Genomic DNA, 15,214 nt, shown 5'->3' on the forward strand with positions numbered 1-15,214 from the left:
GCGCCAGCGCAGACGCGCGAGCGCCGGTCGACACACAAGGAGTGAAACGATGAAGCGATATGGCGTAGGCGAAGCGAAGGGCACGGGCGGCCAGGTGATGCCGTTCGCACGCGCGGTCGAGGCCGACGGCTGGCTGTACGTGTCGGGCCAGACGCCGATGGTGAACGGCGAGGTCGTCGAAGGCGGGATCGTCACGCAGTCGAAGCAGACGATCGAGAACGTGATCGCGATCCTGAAGGAAGCCGGCTACGGCCTCGAACACGTCGTGCGCTGCGGCGTGTGGCTCGACGACGCACGCGATTTCGCGTCGTTCAACAAGGTGTTCGTGTCGTACTTCGGCGAGCATCCGCCGGCACGCGCGTGCGTGCAGTCGAGCATGGTCATCGACTGCAAGGTCGAGGTCGACTGCATCGCGTACAAGGCGCCGGCGAAGTAACGCGGCAAGGGCGAATTGTTGTGTGACGAGGCCGGCGCGGTAGCATGCGCCGGCCTCGTTGCGTTATGGCGGAATCGAGGTGTTGCCGGTGCTTGGCCTCGCGGGTACTCATCTCGTGGCAATCGCGATAATTCGTTGGGGAACCCAGTCATGATGGATGTGAGTGGTGCCGATTTTTTACACTCTGAATGAAATCCCCGCGATGAGAGCGTGACACGATGTGTCCGTCTGGCGGGCGGCTCCAGTGATGGACGCACAAGACGTCAGTGGCGTCGATGAATCTCGATAGAGCAAATTCGGCGCGTCGCCGGGTATGGTCGTCATTCCGATCAACGATTTCACGAAGTCGAATCATGACGAGCAATACATACCGCTACGGTATGCATTCGGATCTCACGCCCGCCGAACTTTTCTTTTTCGTTGCCGTAGAGGAGGCATGCGCACGGGTCGGGATCGACGATGTCGAAGCCGTGATTCTGATTTTGGCCGGATGGCCCGTTTTGCCGACACGGCAAAAGTTCGGCGGTGCGACGAAAGGGACGTCCGTCGCATCCGTGATGGCACGTTCGATTTTTCGTTACCAGCTCAACAGGAAGGTTCTGCCAACCGTGACGCTTCAAAGCATCAAGTCGTTTCGGATCATCCTGACCCGGAAGCTCAGCGTGTTCGTCGGGCGTGCTGTTCCGGGCGTGGGCTGGACGCTGCTTGCGCGAGACGTGTACGGGATCGTTCACGGCACGGTCGCCAGATACAACAGCCTCGTCAAGCCTGAGGATAAGGTGTTCTGATGGAAAACGTGAGTTGGGACCAGATCGAAGCCTTTGTCCGGTCAGAGGTGGGGCTCGGTCCGTCGAAGCCGCTCTCCGCCGGCACTCGTCTCTGGGAGGATCTGGGGCAAACCGGCGATGAAGCCAATGACTTCATGGGGCGCTATTTTGAGCGGTTTGCCGTCGACACCGGCGATTTTGATTTCCACCGGTACTTCTTGATGGAAGGTGAGGGTTTGCTCTATTCGCTATTCCAGCGGTGGGTGCTCCGAAAGCCGCACGACTTCAAACGGGAATCGATCACGCTCGCGATGTTGCATCGTGCGGCCGTCGAAAGAAAATGGCACGCCAAGCGATTGGCAGAGTTGTCGTGAAAGACTGGGTTTCCGCGTATGTTGCTGATGACGCAGAGATGCCCGTAAGCGATCAGCGGCAAGATTGCGGGGGTGTGCCGCCTGGGGCCGAAGGGGGAATGGGCCGTACTGACGGAAACCATCGATTTGCGGCTCGATCAGATCGAGCGTGTCGCCCCGGATTGGCTTGCCGATCTGTACGAGGACCAAGGCCCGCTGACGCGAACACTGGCCTATATCAAGAACGGCTTTGCACGCACCTTTAGCGACTGCCGACGCACGCTAAGTAACAGTGTGCGTTGCGGCTCGCGGAAGAACCGGACGGAGCCGGCGGGGGCGCAATGATGATTCGGATCGCAGTTTTGATGTTGGCGTTCTTGCTCACCCACAGTGCGGTTGCGGGTGCGCTATCCGATGGGGTGCCGCCCCGCCGGGCAGTCCCCACTGTTGGGCCGGAGTCGGTCGAAATCGTCAGGAATGGTGCGTGGTCGGCTGACATCAGCGGGGACGAAACGGCGGATATGTGCCGTACGTTTGTTCTTCGGCAGGCGGATGTCAGCGCGTTTTTCAAGCATGCGGGCCGCGTAACGGAACGGGCGTACAGTCATGATCTGGACGCCGCGAATTGCTATGCCGAAGGCAAAGCACGTTTCGCGGATGGTGGCACGGCGAAATGGAGGATAGACCAGGCAAGGCGCGGCTTCATTTCCACGCCCGGTGGTCGAACAATCTACCTGTATTGTCCGAAGTGCCGAGCCGACGTGTTCGCACCGAATTAGACAAACGCTTCTTCCGCAAGCAGTGGGTGTCGGCGGGCCGCAAATGCCCGCCAATTCCACTTCATTTACTGCCGCGCCGTCCGCGCGTTATCCGGCATCGGCTGGTTGTAGTTCGTGCGGAACGGGTTGATATCGAGCCCGCCGCGGCGCGTATAGCGCGCATACACCGCGAGCTTCACCGGTTTGCACGCATGCAGGATGTCGAGGAAGATCCGCTCGACGCACTGCTCGTGAAAGCCCGTGTGATTGCGGAACGAGATGATGTAGCGCAGCAGGCCGGCATGATCGATCTGCGGGCCGACATAGTGAATCTGCACGCTGCCCCAGTCGGGCTGGCCGGTGACCGGGCAATTCGAGCGCAGCAGGTCGGACACGAGCGTCTCCTCGACCGGCGCTTCGTCCTCGGCGTCGGCCGCCGACAGCAGCGACGGATCGGGTTCGTACACGTCGGTGTCGAGGTCGAGCCGGTCGAGCGACAGCCCGTCGAGCTCTTCCATCTCGAGCTTGCCGAAATCGTGCGGCGACACGAGCTGCACCGACACGCTCGCGCCGCACGCGGCCGACACGTCGCGCTTCAGCACGTCGCGCACCGCATCGACCGAGTCGAACTTCGATTGCGCGAACGAGCCGAGATACAGCTTGAACGACTTCGATTCGACGATGTTCGGCGATTCGGCCGGCACGTAGAACGTCGCGACCGCGAGCTGCGGCTTGCCGCGCGCGTTGAGCCACGACAGCTCGTACGCGTTCCAGATATCGGTGCCGAAGAACGGCAGCGCCGACGAGATGCCGAGCTGCTCGCGCGCCCCGGCGCGCGGGATCGGGAACAGCAGCGACGCGTCGTACTGGGCTGCGTAGACGGTCGCCTTGCCGAGCGGGGAATGTTCGGGATTCATTGCACGAAGCCTTTACTTTACGACAGGAAGAGGCGGTAAGCCGGATTGGCGCTCTCTTCGACATACGGATAGCCGAGTGCCGCGAGGAAGCGTTCGAATTCGGCGCGATCGGCCTGCGGCACCTGCAGCCCCACGAGGATCGAGCTGTAGTCCGCGCCCTGGTTACGGTAGTGGAACAGGCTGATGTTCCAGTCCGGCGCCATCGACGACAGGAACTTCATCAGCGCGCCCGGCCGTTCCGGGAATTCGAAGCGGAACAGGCGCTCGTCGAGCGCGAGCGGCGAACGGCCGCCCACCATGTAGCGGATGTGTTCCTTCGACAGCTCGTCGTGCGTCAGGTCGACGCTGTTGAAGCCGTGCGACTCGAAGTTCGCGGCGATCTCGGCAGACTCGTCGCGTCGCCTGATCTGCACGCCGACGAAGATGTGCGCGGATTGCGCATCGGCGATCCGGTAGTTGAACTCGGTGACGTTGCGGTCGCCGACGAGCGAGCAGAAGCGCTTGAAGCTGCCGCGCTCCTCGGGGATCGTGACCGCGAACACGGCTTCGCGCGCCTCGCCCACTTCCGCACGCTCGGCGACGAAGCGCATCCGGTCGAAGTTCATGTTCGCGCCGGACGTGACCGCGACGAGCGTCTGGTTCTCGATGCCTTCGCGTTCCGCGTAGCGCTTCGCGCCCGCGACCGCGAGCGCGCCGGACGGCTCGAGCACGCTGCGCGTGTCCTGGAACACGTCCTTGATCGCCGCGCACAGTGCGTCGGTGTCGACCGTCACGACGCCGTCGAGGAATTCGCGGCACAGCCGGAAGGTTTCCTCGCCGACGAGCTTCACCGCGGTGCCGTCCGCGAACAGGCCGACTTCGCTCAGCTCGACGCGTTCGCCTTTTTGCAGCGACTGCGCCATCGCGCACGAATCTTCGGCCTGCACGCCGATCACCTGGATCTCCGGCCGCACCGCCTTCACGTAGGCCGCGACGCCCGACGCGAGCCCGCCGCCGCCGATCGGCACGAAGATCGCATGGATCGGTCCCTGGTGCTGGCGCAGGATCTCCATCGCGATCGTGCCCTGGCCGGCGATCACGTACGGATCGTCGAACGGGTGGACGAACGTGAGGCCGCGCTCCTCCTGCACCTTGACCGCGTGCGCATACGCGTCGCTGTACGACTCGCCCGCCTGGATCACCTCGACGCCCGGGCCGCCGTGCGCGCGCACCGCATCGACCTTCACCTGCGGCGTCGTGACGGGTACGACGATCACCGCCTTCACGCCCATCCGGGCCGCCGAGAACGCGACACCCTGCGCGTGGTTGCCGGCCGACGCCGTAATCACGCCGCGCGCGAGCGCGTCGGCCGGAATGTGCGCCATCTTGTTGTACGCACCGCGCAGCTTGAACGAGAACACCGGCTGGTTGTCCTCGCGCTTCAGGTAGACGGCGTTGCGCAGTCGGGCCGACAGGTTGCGGGCGGATTCGAGTTCCGTCTCGATCGCGACGTCGTAGACGCGCGCGGTGAGGATTTTCTTCAGGTAATCGTGGGATGCCATGGGCGCTCGCGTGCAGTGCGGAAGCAGACGATAAAAGATCAATGATAGCGCCAAGGGTCCGCCCGCACGCAAGCGGCATGCCGAGCGCGCGCTCGCGGGGCCGTGCGGACGGTGCGTCGGCGACCTCGCGCGGCCTTTTTTACCGGTTTAACCGCGCGGTTACCGACCGGACGGACGGCGAATGGTCACACGAAATCGTGCCGAGCCAGGCCTGGCGCGGCTCGCGGCGATAGCCCCACGACCTGTCCGACGTGTCACGCGTGGCGCGATCATGGGTTAGAATTCCGTTTTGAATCAAGGATCGGAAGATGCAGAGGCACCCTCGGATCGCACCGTTGAAGCCGACGCCGCGCGCAGCCAGCCCCGCGGCGGAACGGCATGCGCGCCGCGCGCGATCGTGCTGATGTTTCCGAGTGCCGCCAGGCCCTGTCGCCGGCCAGGAGGGGTGAGTCGCCCGCTCCGGCCCCATGAAGGACAGCCGCGCGCCTGGTAACAGAACAGATTTCCCCAAGATTGCGCCCACGCGCTTGCCGACGCCCGTGCACGGTGTATCGGCCCTCCGAGTCGTCCGAACATGAACGCACCACAAGTTTTCGATCCGCATGGCGCGGCCGCCGCCGTCGCCGCCGACCCCGCGCCCCGGTTGCGCGAGATTCCCTACAACTACACGTCCTTCTCGGATCGCGAGATCGTGATCCGCCTGCTCGGCGAAGAGGCGTGGTCGGTGCTCGACGAATTGCGTGCCGAGCGCCGTACGGGCCGCTCGGCACGGATGCTGTATGAAGTGCTCGGCGACATCTGGGTCGTACGCCGCAACCCGTATCTGCAGGACGACCTGCTCGACAACCCGAAGCGCCGCGCGCTCTTGATCGAGGCGCTGAACCACCGGCTGACCGAAATCGGCAAGCGCCGCAGCGCGGATCTCACCGAGCACCGCGACGACGCGGGCCGCGAGCGCGCATCGCGCGTCGAGATGCTCGAAACCGCCGCGCAGCGCGCGGTCGACGAGTTCGCCGACGAATTCGACAAGATGGCCGACCTGCGCCGGCGCGCGACCAAGGCGCTCGGCCGCTGCACGCAGAAGGACAACATCCGCTTCGACGGGCTGTCGCGCGTGTCGCACGTGACCGACGCGACCGACTGGCGCGTGGAATACCCGTTCGTCGTGCTGACCCCCGATACCGAAGCCGAGATCGCGGGGCTGATCAAGGCCTGCTTCGAGCTCGGCCTGACCGTGATCCCGCGCGGCGGCGGCACCGGCTACACGGGCGGCGCGGTGCCGCTCACGCCGTTCTCCGCGGTGATCAACACCGAGAAGCTCGAGCAACTCGGCGCGGTCGAGCTCACCGAGCTGCCGGGCGTCGCGCACAAGGTGCCGACGATCTTCTCCGGCGCGGGCGTCGTCACGCGCCGCGTGACGGAAGCGGCGGAAGCGGCCGGCTACGTGTTCGCAGTCGATCCGACCTCGCTCGACGCATCGTGCATCGGCGGCAACGTCGCGATGAACGCAGGCGGCAAGAAGGCCGTGTTGTGGGGCACCGCGCTCGACAACCTGGCCTGGTGGCGGATGGTCGACCCGGACGGCAACTGGCTCGAAGTCACGCGCCACGAGCACAACCAGGGCAAGATCCACGACATCGCGGTCGCGCGTTTCGAGCTGAAGTGGTTCGACGGCGCGTATGCGCCGGGCGAGAAGCTGCTGCGCACCGAAATGCTCGAGATCGAAGGCCGCCGGTTCCGCAAGGAAGGGCTCGGCAAGGACGTGACCGACAAGTTCCTCGCCGGCCTGCCGGGCGTGCAGAAGGAAGGTTGCGACGGGCTCATCACGTCCGCGCGCTGGGTGCTGCACAAGATGCCCGCGCATACGCGCACCGTCTGCCTCGAATTCTTCGGCCAGGCGCGCGAGGCGATCCCGAGCATCGTCGAGATCAAGGACTACCTGTTCGAAACGTCGAAGCAGGGCGGCGCGATCCTCGCGGGCCTCGAGCACCTCGACGAGCGCTACCTGCGCGCGGTCGGCTATGCGACCAAGAGCAAGCGCAATGCGTTCCCGAAGATGGTGCTGATCGGCGACATCGTCGGCGACGATGCCGACGCGGTGGCGCACGCGACGTCCGAAGTGATCCGGATGGCGAACGGCAAGAGCGGCGAAGGCTTCGTCGCGATCAGCGCGGAGGCGCGCAAGCGCTTCTGGCTCGACCGCAGCCGCACGGCCGCGATTGCGAAGCACACGAACGCGTTCAAGATCAACGAAGACGTCGTCATCCCGCTGAACCGGATGGGCGAGTACACCGACGGCATCGAGCGGATCAACATCGAGCTGTCGCTGAAGAACAAGCTGCAGCTCGTCGACGCGCTGGAAGCATTTTTCCGCGCCGGCAACCTGCCGCTCGGCAAGACCGACGACGCGAACGAGATCCCGAGCGCCGAACTGCTCGAAGACCGCGTCCAGCAGGCGCTGGAGCTGCTCAAGCGCGTGCGTGCGCGCTGGGAATTCGTGCGCGACCGGCTCGACCAGCCGCTGCGCGAGGCGCAGCACTACCTCGTGCAGCTCGGCTACGAAGCGCTCGCCGAGAAGTTCGCGGATCGCGCGGACGAGCAGCCGGGCGCGACCGTGTTCCACATCACGCAGGACCGCACGGTGCGCATCTCGTGGAAGCAGGAGATCCGCGCGGAGCTGCGCGCGATCTTCAACGGTGGCGCGTTCAAGCAGATCCTCGACGAGGCGCAGGCGATCCACAAGCAGGTGCTGCGCGGCCGCGTGTTCGTCGCGCTGCACATGCACGCGGGCGACGGCAACGTCCACACCAACCTGCCGGTCAACTCCGACAACTACGAGATGCTGCAGGACGCCCACGCGGCGGTCGCACGCATCATGACGCTCGCGCGCTCGCTCGACGGCGTGATTTCCGGCGAGCACGGCATCGGGATCACGAAGCTCGAGTTCCTGACCGACGACGAGATCGCCGAATTCCGCGCGTACAAGCAGCGCGTCGACCCGAACGGCCGCTTCAACAAGGGCAAGCTGCTCGACGGCGCCGATCTGCGCAACGCCTATACGCCGAGCTTCGGGCTGATGGGGTACGAGTCGCTGATCATGAAGCAGTCCGACATCGGCGCGATCGCCGATTCGGTGAAGGACTGCCTGCGCTGCGGCAAGTGCAAGCCGGTGTGCGCGACCCACGTGCCGCGCGCGAACCTGCTGTACAGCCCGCGCAACAAGATTCTCGCGACGTCGCTGCTGGTCGAGGCGTTCCTGTATGAAGAGCAGACGCGCCGCGGCGTGTCGATCAAGCACTGGGACGAGTTCAACGACGTAGCCGACCACTGCACGGTGTGCCACAAGTGCGCGACGCCGTGCCCGGTGAAGATCGACTTCGGCGACGTCACGATGAACATGCGCAACCTGTTGCGCAAGATGGGCAAGAAGAAATTCAACGCCGGCAATGCGGCGGGCATGTTCTTCCTGAACGCGACCAACCCGCAGACGATCAACGTCGCGCGCGGCGTGATGATGGGGGTCGGCTACAAGGTGCAGCGCTTCGCGAACGACATGCTGAAGAAGGTCGTGACGAAGCAGACGCAGCACCCGCCGGCGACGGTCGGCAAGCCGCCCGTGGTCGAGCAGGTGATCCACTTCGTCAACAAGAAGATGCCGGGCAACCTGCCGAAGAAGACGGCGCGCGCGCTGCTCGACATCGAGGACAACAAGATCGTGCCGATCATCCGCAACCCGAAATCGACCACCGTCGATTCGGAAGCGGTGTTCTACTTCCCGGGCTGCGGCTCCGAGCGCCTGTTCTCGCAGGTCGGGCTCGCGACGCAGGCGATGCTGTGGGAAGCCGGCGTGCAGACGGTGTTGCCGCCGGGCTACCTGTGCTGCGGCTATCCGCAGCGCGGCTCGGGCCAGTACGACAAGGCCGAGAAGATCGTCACCGACAACCGCGTGCTGTTCCATCGCGTCGCGAACACGCTGAACTACCTCGACATCAAGACGGTGGTCGTGTCGTGCGGTACCTGCTACGACCAGCTCGCGGGCTACGAATTCGACAAGATCTTCCCGGGTTGCCGGATCATCGACATCCACGAGTTCCTGCTCGAGAAGGGGATGAAGCTCGATGGCGTGACGGGCACGCGCTACATGTATCACGACCCGTGCCACACGCCGATCAAGACGATGGATCCGGTGAAGCTCGTCAACGAGCTGATGGGCGCGGAGAAGGACGGCTACAAGATCGAGAAGAACGAGCGCTGCTGCGGCGAATCGGGCACGCTCGCGGTCACGCGTCCGGACATCTCCACGCAGGTCCGCTTCCGCAAGGAAGAGGAGATCCGCAAGGGTGCGGCGAAGCTGCGCAGCATCCCGGTCGTGGCCGGCAACGCGCCGGCGCCGGCCGCCGCGGCCGCGAACGGCCCGGACGTGAAGATCCTGACGAGCTGCCCGTCGTGCCTGCAGGGCCTGTCGCGCTACAGCGAGGACGCGAACCTCGAAGCCGACTACATCGTGGTCGAAATCGCACGCCAGGTGCTCGGCGAGAACTGGATGGCCGACTATGTCGCACACGCGAACAATGGCGGGATCGAGCGCGTGCTGGTCTAATGCGGGCATGACGACCGCCCGACCGGGCTAGGGATGAGCGGGCGCCGGCGCAGCAATGCCGGCGCCCGTCCACATGGGAGCGACGATGGAATGCGTGTTTTGCCGTGAAGACGGCGGCGAGCTGCTCTGGCAGGACGATGCGCTGCGCGTCGTCCTCGCGACGGGCGAGCACGATTACCCGGGCTTCTGCCGGGTGATCTGGGGCGCGCACGTGGCCGAATTCTCCGATCTCGGCGAGCCCGAGCGGGCCCACCTGATGCGCGTGGTGTACGCGGTCGAGCGGGCCGTGCGTCGCGTGATGCAGCCGAACAAGGTGAATCTCGCGAGCCTCGGCAACATGGTGCCGCACGTGCACTGGCACGTGATCCCGCGCTTTTCGAACGACGCACACTTCCCGCAGCCCGTATGGGCGCCGCGCCAGCGCAGCGTGTCCGAGGCGCTGCTGCGCACGCGCGCGGCGCAGGCCTCGCTGCTGCACAATGCGGTGCGCGAGGAAATTCAACGCATGACCGATTCGAGGCAGCCATGAGCGGTTTGACTTCCACGACGCCGATTCCGTCCGGCGTCGTCGTGCACGCGGTGTCGCGCGTGCTCGAATTGCAGTACCCGAACGGCGACAGTTACCGGATTCCGTTCGAGCTGATGCGCGTGTATTCGCCGTCGGCCGAGGTACGTGGCCACGGGCCCGGCCAGGAGACGTTGCAGACGGGCAAGCGCGAAGTGACGATCACCGCGCTCGAGGGCGTCGGCAATTACGCGCTGCAGCCGACGTTTTCCGACGGCCATTCGACCGGCATCTACTCGTGGGACCTGCTGTACGAGCTGGCCACGCAGCAGGATGCACTGTGGCGCGACTATTTCGACAAACTGAAGGCGGCGGGCGTCGAGCGCGACGCGCCGATGCCGGCGGCGAGCGCGTCGCACGGCCACTGCCACTGAAATCGACGGCGCCCGCTCGGCGCCGTCTTGCCATTTACTGAGGATCAACGCGATGAGCAAAACCCACTTCGGCTTCGAAAGCGTCGAGGAAAACGAAAAAGCGAAGAAAGTGGCGGGTGTGTTCCATTCGGTCGCGAGCAACTACGATCTGATGAACGACCTGATGTCGGCGGGCATGCACCGCGCATGGAAGGCGTTCACGATCGCGCAGGCGAACGTGCGCCCCGGCTTCAAGGTGCTCGACCTCGCGGCCGGCACCGGCGACCTGACCCGGTCGTTCGCGAAGGCGGCCGGGCCGACGGGCGAGGTCTGGCACACGGACATCAACGAATCGATGCTGCGCGTCGGCCGCGACCGGCTGCTCGACAAGGGCATCGTGACGCCGTCGCTGTTGTGCGACGCGGAGAAAATTCCCTTTCCGGACAACTACTTCGATGTGGTCACGGTCGCGTTCGGGCTGCGTAACATGACGCACAAGGATGCCGCGCTGGCCGAGATGCGCCGCGTGACGAAGCCCGGCGGCCGCGTGATGGTGCTGGAATTCTCGAAAGTCTGGGATCCACTGAAAAAAGCGTACGATCTGTATTCTTTCAAAGTATTACCGTGGCTTGGCGACAAGTTCGCGAAAGATGCTGAAAGTTATCGGTATCTTGCTGAATCTATCCGGATGCACCCCGATCAGGACACGCTGAAGACGATGATGGAACAAGCGGGCCTCGATGCCGTCAAATATTACAATTTGTCAGGTGGCGTGGTAGCTTTACACATGGGAGCCAAGTATTAAGGGGCTCTTTCCATACATTTGTCTTACATCCGGAGAAGCTGATGTTCGAATCGCGTTCGTTGTTCAACCGTAGCAAGCCGTCGAAGCCGTGGGCTCGACGGGTCGGCACGCTGCTGATGGTCGGCCTGCTCACGGCCGGCACGTTCGCATCGCTCGACGCCGAAGCCAAGCGCATGGGCGGCGGGCGCAGCATCGGCCGCCAGAGTTCCACCGTCACGCAGCGCCAGGCCACGCCGCCCGCGCAGCAGCCGATGCAGCAGGCCGCGCCGTCGCAGGCGCAGCGTGCGAACCCGGCCGCGCCCGCGCCGGCTGCGCAGCCCAACCGCTCGCGCTGGCTCGGGCCGATCGCCGGCCTTGCGGCCGGCCTCGGCATCGCGGCGCTGCTGTCGCACTTCGGCCTGGGCGGTGCGTTCGCGAGCATGATGGCGAACGTCATCGTGATCGCGCTGCTCGCGATGGTCGGCATCTGGCTGATCCGCAAGTTCATGAACCGCCGTCGTCCGCAGGAGCCGGCATACTCGGTCGGCGGCTCGGCGTCGTCGTCGGGCGGCTACTCGCAGAGCCCGTCGTTCCAGCAGGGCAGCACCGGCAGCAACTATGCGGGTAGCGGCAGCAGCTACGCGAACGAAGCGCAAGGCGTGTTCGGCGGCGGTGCTGCGGCCACCGGCGCGGCAGCGGCGGCTGCGGCAGCCCCGCTCCAGGTGCCGGCCGGCTTCGACATCGAAGCGTTCCTGCGCAGCTCGAAAGTCTATTTCGTGCGTCTGCAGGCGGCGTGGGACCAGGGCAACCTGGCCGACATCCGTGAGTTCACGACGCCCGAAATGTTCGCCGAGATCAAGATCGACCTCGATTCGCGCGGCAACGAGTCGAACCAGACCGACGTCGTGCAGCTCGACGCTGAACTGGTCGCGATCGAGGATCGTGGCATCGAGCAGTCGGCGAGCGTGCGCTTCCACGGCCTGATCCGCGAATCGGCGAATGCGTCGGCCGCGCCGTTCGACGAGGTGTGGAACCTGTCGAAGTCGGGCAGTCAGGGCTGGCTGCTCGCGGGCATCCAGCAGATCAACACGCACTGAGCGTGACCGGCGGCCCACGCCGCCGGTCACCCGGGCAACGGCCGCCGCACTGCGACCGCTTGCCGCCCGGGTGTGTGGTCAGGCACGGCCTGCCGACGATCCGACGTTACAATAGAAACCCGCGTGGGCGCCCGGCCTGCGCGGGTTTTTTCTTTCCCAGCCCGATGACCTTTGCCGCCAAGCCTTTTGCTGCTGCTGTCAATCACCTGCTCGCCCGCGAATCGTGGGCGCGCGACCGCCTGATTCCCTACGCGGGCAAGACTGCCCGGATCGACGTGCCCCCCGTTACGCTCACGCTGCTGGTGCAGCCCGACGGCTATCTGTCGGCCGTCGACGCGCACGATGCGCAACAGGTCGACGTGTCGATCGCACTCGCCGGCGACACGGTCGCCGCGTTCCTGCAGGGCGGCCAGGCGGCCGTGATGAAGCACGTGAAGATCGAGGGCGACGCGGAGTTCGCGACGCAGATCGCGAAGCTGGCCGAGCACCTGCGCTGGGAACCTGAAGAAGATCTCGCGAAGCTGGTCGGCGACGCGGCGGCATACCGGATCGCGACGGTCGTGCGCGACGCCGGTGCGCGCGCGCGACGCACCGGCCGCAACGTGCTCGATTCCGTCGCCGAATACTGGCTCGACGAGAACCCGCAAGTCGTCCGGCGCGCGTCGCTCGGCGGCTTCGACGCCGAACTGGCGCGCGCTCGCGATGCGCTCGCACGGGTCGAAAAGCGGGTCGAGCGACTCGAACAAAAAATCGGCGCGCGCACGGGTTCCGGCCCGCGCGGCGCGCACTGAGGGCCGCAGGGCATGCGCATTTTCCGTTTCATCAAGATTGTCTACACCGTCATCCGCTTTGGTCTCGACGAAGTGATGCTGTCCCGGATCGACGACCGGCGTGTGAAGCTGCTGCTGCGGATCACGACGATCGGCCGCCGCTATTCCGATCCGCCTGCCGTGCGGCTGCGCCATGCGCTCGAAAGCCTCGGCCCGATCTTCGTGAAGTTCGGCCAGGTGCTGTCGACGCGCCGCGACCTGCTGTCGGTCGATTTCGCGAACGAACTCGCGAAGCTGCAGGACCAGGTGCCGCCGTTCGATTCGGCGGTTGCGATCGGGATCATCGAGAAGTCGCTCGGTGCGCCGGTCGACGAGCTGTTCGACGAATTCGAGCGTGAGCCGATCGCGAGCGCGTCGATCGCGCAGGTGCATTTCGCGAAGCTCAAGCAGGGCCAGCACGCGGGCAAGGCCGTCGCCGTCAAGGTGCTGCGCCCGAACATGCTGTCCGTGATCGACTCCGACCTCGCGCTGATGCGCGACATCGCGATCTGGACCGAGCGCATGTGGGCCGACGGCCGGCGCCTGAAGCCGCGCGAGGTCGTCGCCGAATTCGACAAATACCTGCACGACGAGCTCGACCTGATGCGCGAGGCCGCCAATGGCAGCCAGCTGCGCCGCAACTTCGCGGGCCTCGACCTGCTGCTCGTGCCCGAGATGTTCTGGGATTTCTCGACGTCGCAGGTGCTCGTGATGGAGCGCATGACCGGCGTGCCGATCAGCCAGGTCGAGACGCTGCGTTCGGCCGGCGTCGACATCAAGAAGCTCGCGCGCGAAGGCGTCGAGATCTTCTTCACGCAGGTGTTCCGCGACGGCTTCTTCCACGCGGACATGCACCCGGGCAACATCCAGGTGAGCCTCGATCCGAACACGTTCGGCCGCTACGTCGCGCTCGATTTCGGGATCGTCGGCGCGCTGTCCGATTTCGACAAGAACTACCTCGCGCAGAACTTCCTCGCGTTCTTCAAGCGCGACTACCACCGCGTCGCGACGCTCCACCTCGAATCGGGCTGGGTGCCGCCCGAAACGCGTGTCGAGGAGCTCGAAAGCGCGATCCGCGCAGTGTGCGAGCCGTATTTCGACCGCGCGCTGAAGGACATCTCGCTCGGCCAGGTGCTGATGCGCCTGTTCTCGACGTCGCGCCGCTTCAACGTCGAGATCCAGCCGCAGCTCGTGCTGCTGCAGAAGACGATGCTGAACGTCGAGGGGCTCGGCCGCTCGCTCGACCCCGAGCTTGACCTGTGGAAGACCGCGAAGCCGTACCTCGAACGCTGGATGACCGAGCAGATCGGCCTGCGCGGCTGGTACGAACGCTTCAAGGTCGAGGCGCCGCAGTGGAGCAAGACGCTGCCGCAACTGCCGCGCCTGATCCACCACGCGATGGCCGCGCGCCATGACGCGCCGCGCGCGGCGAGCGAGGAGCTGATGCGTCAGGTCCTCGTCGAGCAGAAGCGGACGAACCGGCTGCTGCAGGCACTGCTGATCTTCGGTCTCGCCGTCGGCGTCGGCGCACTCGTTGCGCGCGTGCTGCTCGCGCTCGCGTACGGCACATGACCGAAAGGAGCAGGGCGATGTCCGATCCGAAGCAACCGGCCACACCGGCCGCCGCCGATTTCGCGACGCGCGATCCCGGCAATGCATCGTTCTGGGACGAGCGTTTCGAGCGTGGCGTGACGCCGTGGGAATTCGGTGGCGTACCCGACGGTTTCAGTGTGTTCGCGCACCGGCTCGAGCCGTGCGCGGTGCTGATTCCCGGCTGCGGCAGTGCGCAGGAGGCCGGGTGGCTCGCGCAGGCCGGCTGGCCCGTGCGTGCGATCGATTTCGCCGCGCAGGCGGTGGCTGCTGCGAAGGCGCAGCTCGGCGCGCATGCCGAAGTCGTCGAGCAGGCCGATTTCTTTGCGTACCGGCCGCCGATCGACGTGCAGTGGGTGTACGAGCGCGCGTTCCTGTGCGCGCTGCCGCCGGCCATGCGTGCCGGCTATGCGGCACGCATGGCCGAGCTGCTGCCTGCGGACGGATTGCTGGCCGGCTATTTCTTCCTGATGGCGAAACCGAAGGGGCCGCCGTTCGGAATCGAGCGTGCCGAACTCGATGCGTTGCTCACGCCGCACTTCGAACTGATCGAGGATTTGCCGGTGACCGATTCGTTGCCCGTATTCGAAGGGCACGAGCGCTGGCTCACGTGGCGCCGCCGCTGATGCGCGGGTGTCGCGGCC

General features: G+C 65.4%; 13 protein-coding genes. 11 read left to right on the plus strand and 2 right to left on the minus strand.

The window, feature by feature from the left end; genetic code table 11:
* Window positions 1–49 precede the first annotated feature (49 nt).
* The 3 genes from G3N64_RS13555 (at window position 50) to G3N64_RS13565 (ending at window position 1,577) form a co-directional block, all read left to right on the plus strand.
* Window positions 50–436, plus strand: a complete 387-nt coding sequence (locus G3N64_RS13555) for a Rid family hydrolase (RefSeq protein ID WP_006751946.1) — start codon at window positions 50–52, stop codon at window positions 434–436.
* 353 nt (window positions 437–789) lie between these two features.
* Window positions 790–1,224 (plus strand): STM2901 family protein, encoded by a 435-nt coding sequence (locus tag G3N64_RS13560; RefSeq protein WP_205784407.1) that lies wholly within the window; start codon window positions 790–792, stop codon window positions 1,222–1,224.
* On the plus strand, window positions 1,224–1,577 hold the full coding sequence (locus G3N64_RS13565) for a DUF1493 family protein (RefSeq protein WP_124833617.1): 354 nt from the start codon (window positions 1,224–1,226) through the stop codon (window positions 1,575–1,577). The genes G3N64_RS13560 and G3N64_RS13565 overlap by 1 nt, the downstream gene beginning before the upstream one ends.
* An 823-nt stretch (window positions 1,578–2,400) precedes the next feature.
* Here the strand turns inward: G3N64_RS13565 and queF are convergent.
* Together queF and ilvA are read right to left on the minus strand one after the other, a co-directional pair.
* Entirely contained in the window at window positions 2,401–3,231 is an 831-nt protein-coding gene (gene queF, locus G3N64_RS13570; RefSeq protein WP_205784408.1) for an NADPH-dependent 7-cyano-7-deazaguanine reductase QueF, read from the minus strand.
* A gap of 17 nt (window positions 3,232–3,248) precedes the next feature.
* The gene (gene ilvA, locus G3N64_RS13575; protein WP_205784409.1) at window positions 3,249–4,772 is read right to left on the minus strand and encodes a threonine ammonia-lyase, biosynthetic; all 1,524 of its coding nucleotides are present in this window, start codon (window positions 4,770–4,772) and stop codon (window positions 3,249–3,251) included.
* 574 nt (window positions 4,773–5,346) lie between these two features.
* Between ilvA and G3N64_RS13580 the strand changes: the two genes are divergently transcribed.
* The 8 genes from G3N64_RS13580 to G3N64_RS13615 all read left to right on the plus strand — a co-directional run bounded on the left by G3N64_RS13580 (window position 5,347) and on the right by G3N64_RS13615 (window position 15,196).
* Window positions 5,347–9,372 carry a DUF3683 domain-containing protein gene (locus G3N64_RS13580; protein ID WP_205784410.1) on the plus strand — a complete coding sequence of 1,342 codons (4,026 nt, stop codon included), beginning with the start codon at window positions 5,347–5,349 and terminating at the stop codon, window positions 9,370–9,372.
* A gap of 85 nt (window positions 9,373–9,457) precedes the next feature.
* The gene (locus G3N64_RS13585; protein ID WP_205784411.1) at window positions 9,458–9,901 is read left to right on the plus strand and encodes an HIT family protein; all 444 of its coding nucleotides are present in this window, start codon (window positions 9,458–9,460) and stop codon (window positions 9,899–9,901) included.
* Window positions 9,898–10,311: a DUF971 domain-containing protein gene (locus tag G3N64_RS13590; RefSeq protein ID WP_175970845.1), complete on the plus strand. Its 414-nt coding sequence runs from the start codon at window positions 9,898–9,900 to the stop codon at window positions 10,309–10,311. Before G3N64_RS13585 ends, G3N64_RS13590 begins: the two co-directional genes overlap by 4 nt.
* Window positions 10,312–10,363: 52 nt before the next feature.
* Window positions 10,364–11,095, plus strand: coding sequence for a bifunctional demethylmenaquinone methyltransferase/2-methoxy-6-polyprenyl-1,4-benzoquinol methylase UbiE (ubiE, locus tag G3N64_RS13595; protein WP_039360112.1), 732 nt, complete (start codon window positions 10,364–10,366; stop codon window positions 11,093–11,095).
* Window positions 11,096–11,136: 41 nt separating this feature from the next.
* A complete protein-coding gene (locus tag G3N64_RS13600; protein ID WP_205784412.1) occupies window positions 11,137–12,171 on the plus strand; it encodes a TIM44-like domain-containing protein in 1,035 nt (344 codons plus the stop codon).
* Between the two features lie 164 nt (window positions 12,172–12,335).
* Window positions 12,336–12,962 carry an SCP2 sterol-binding domain-containing protein gene (locus tag G3N64_RS13605; RefSeq protein WP_006487883.1) on the plus strand — a complete coding sequence of 209 codons (627 nt, stop codon included), beginning with the start codon at window positions 12,336–12,338 and terminating at the stop codon, window positions 12,960–12,962.
* A 12-nt stretch (window positions 12,963–12,974) separates the two neighbouring features.
* Complete coding sequence (ubiB, locus tag G3N64_RS13610) at window positions 12,975–14,552, plus strand: ubiquinone biosynthesis regulatory protein kinase UbiB (RefSeq protein WP_174973285.1); 1,578 nt, start codon at window positions 12,975–12,977, stop codon at window positions 14,550–14,552.
* Between the two features lie 17 nt (window positions 14,553–14,569).
* Window positions 14,570–15,196 (plus strand): SAM-dependent methyltransferase, encoded by a 627-nt coding sequence (locus tag G3N64_RS13615; protein ID WP_205784413.1) that lies wholly within the window; start codon window positions 14,570–14,572, stop codon window positions 15,194–15,196.
* Window positions 15,197–15,214 lie beyond the last annotated feature (18 nt).

The sequence above is a fragment of the Burkholderia sp. Ac-20344 genome (genome assembly GCF_017104975.1).
Lineage (GTDB): Bacteria > Pseudomonadota > Gammaproteobacteria > Burkholderiales > Burkholderiaceae > Burkholderia.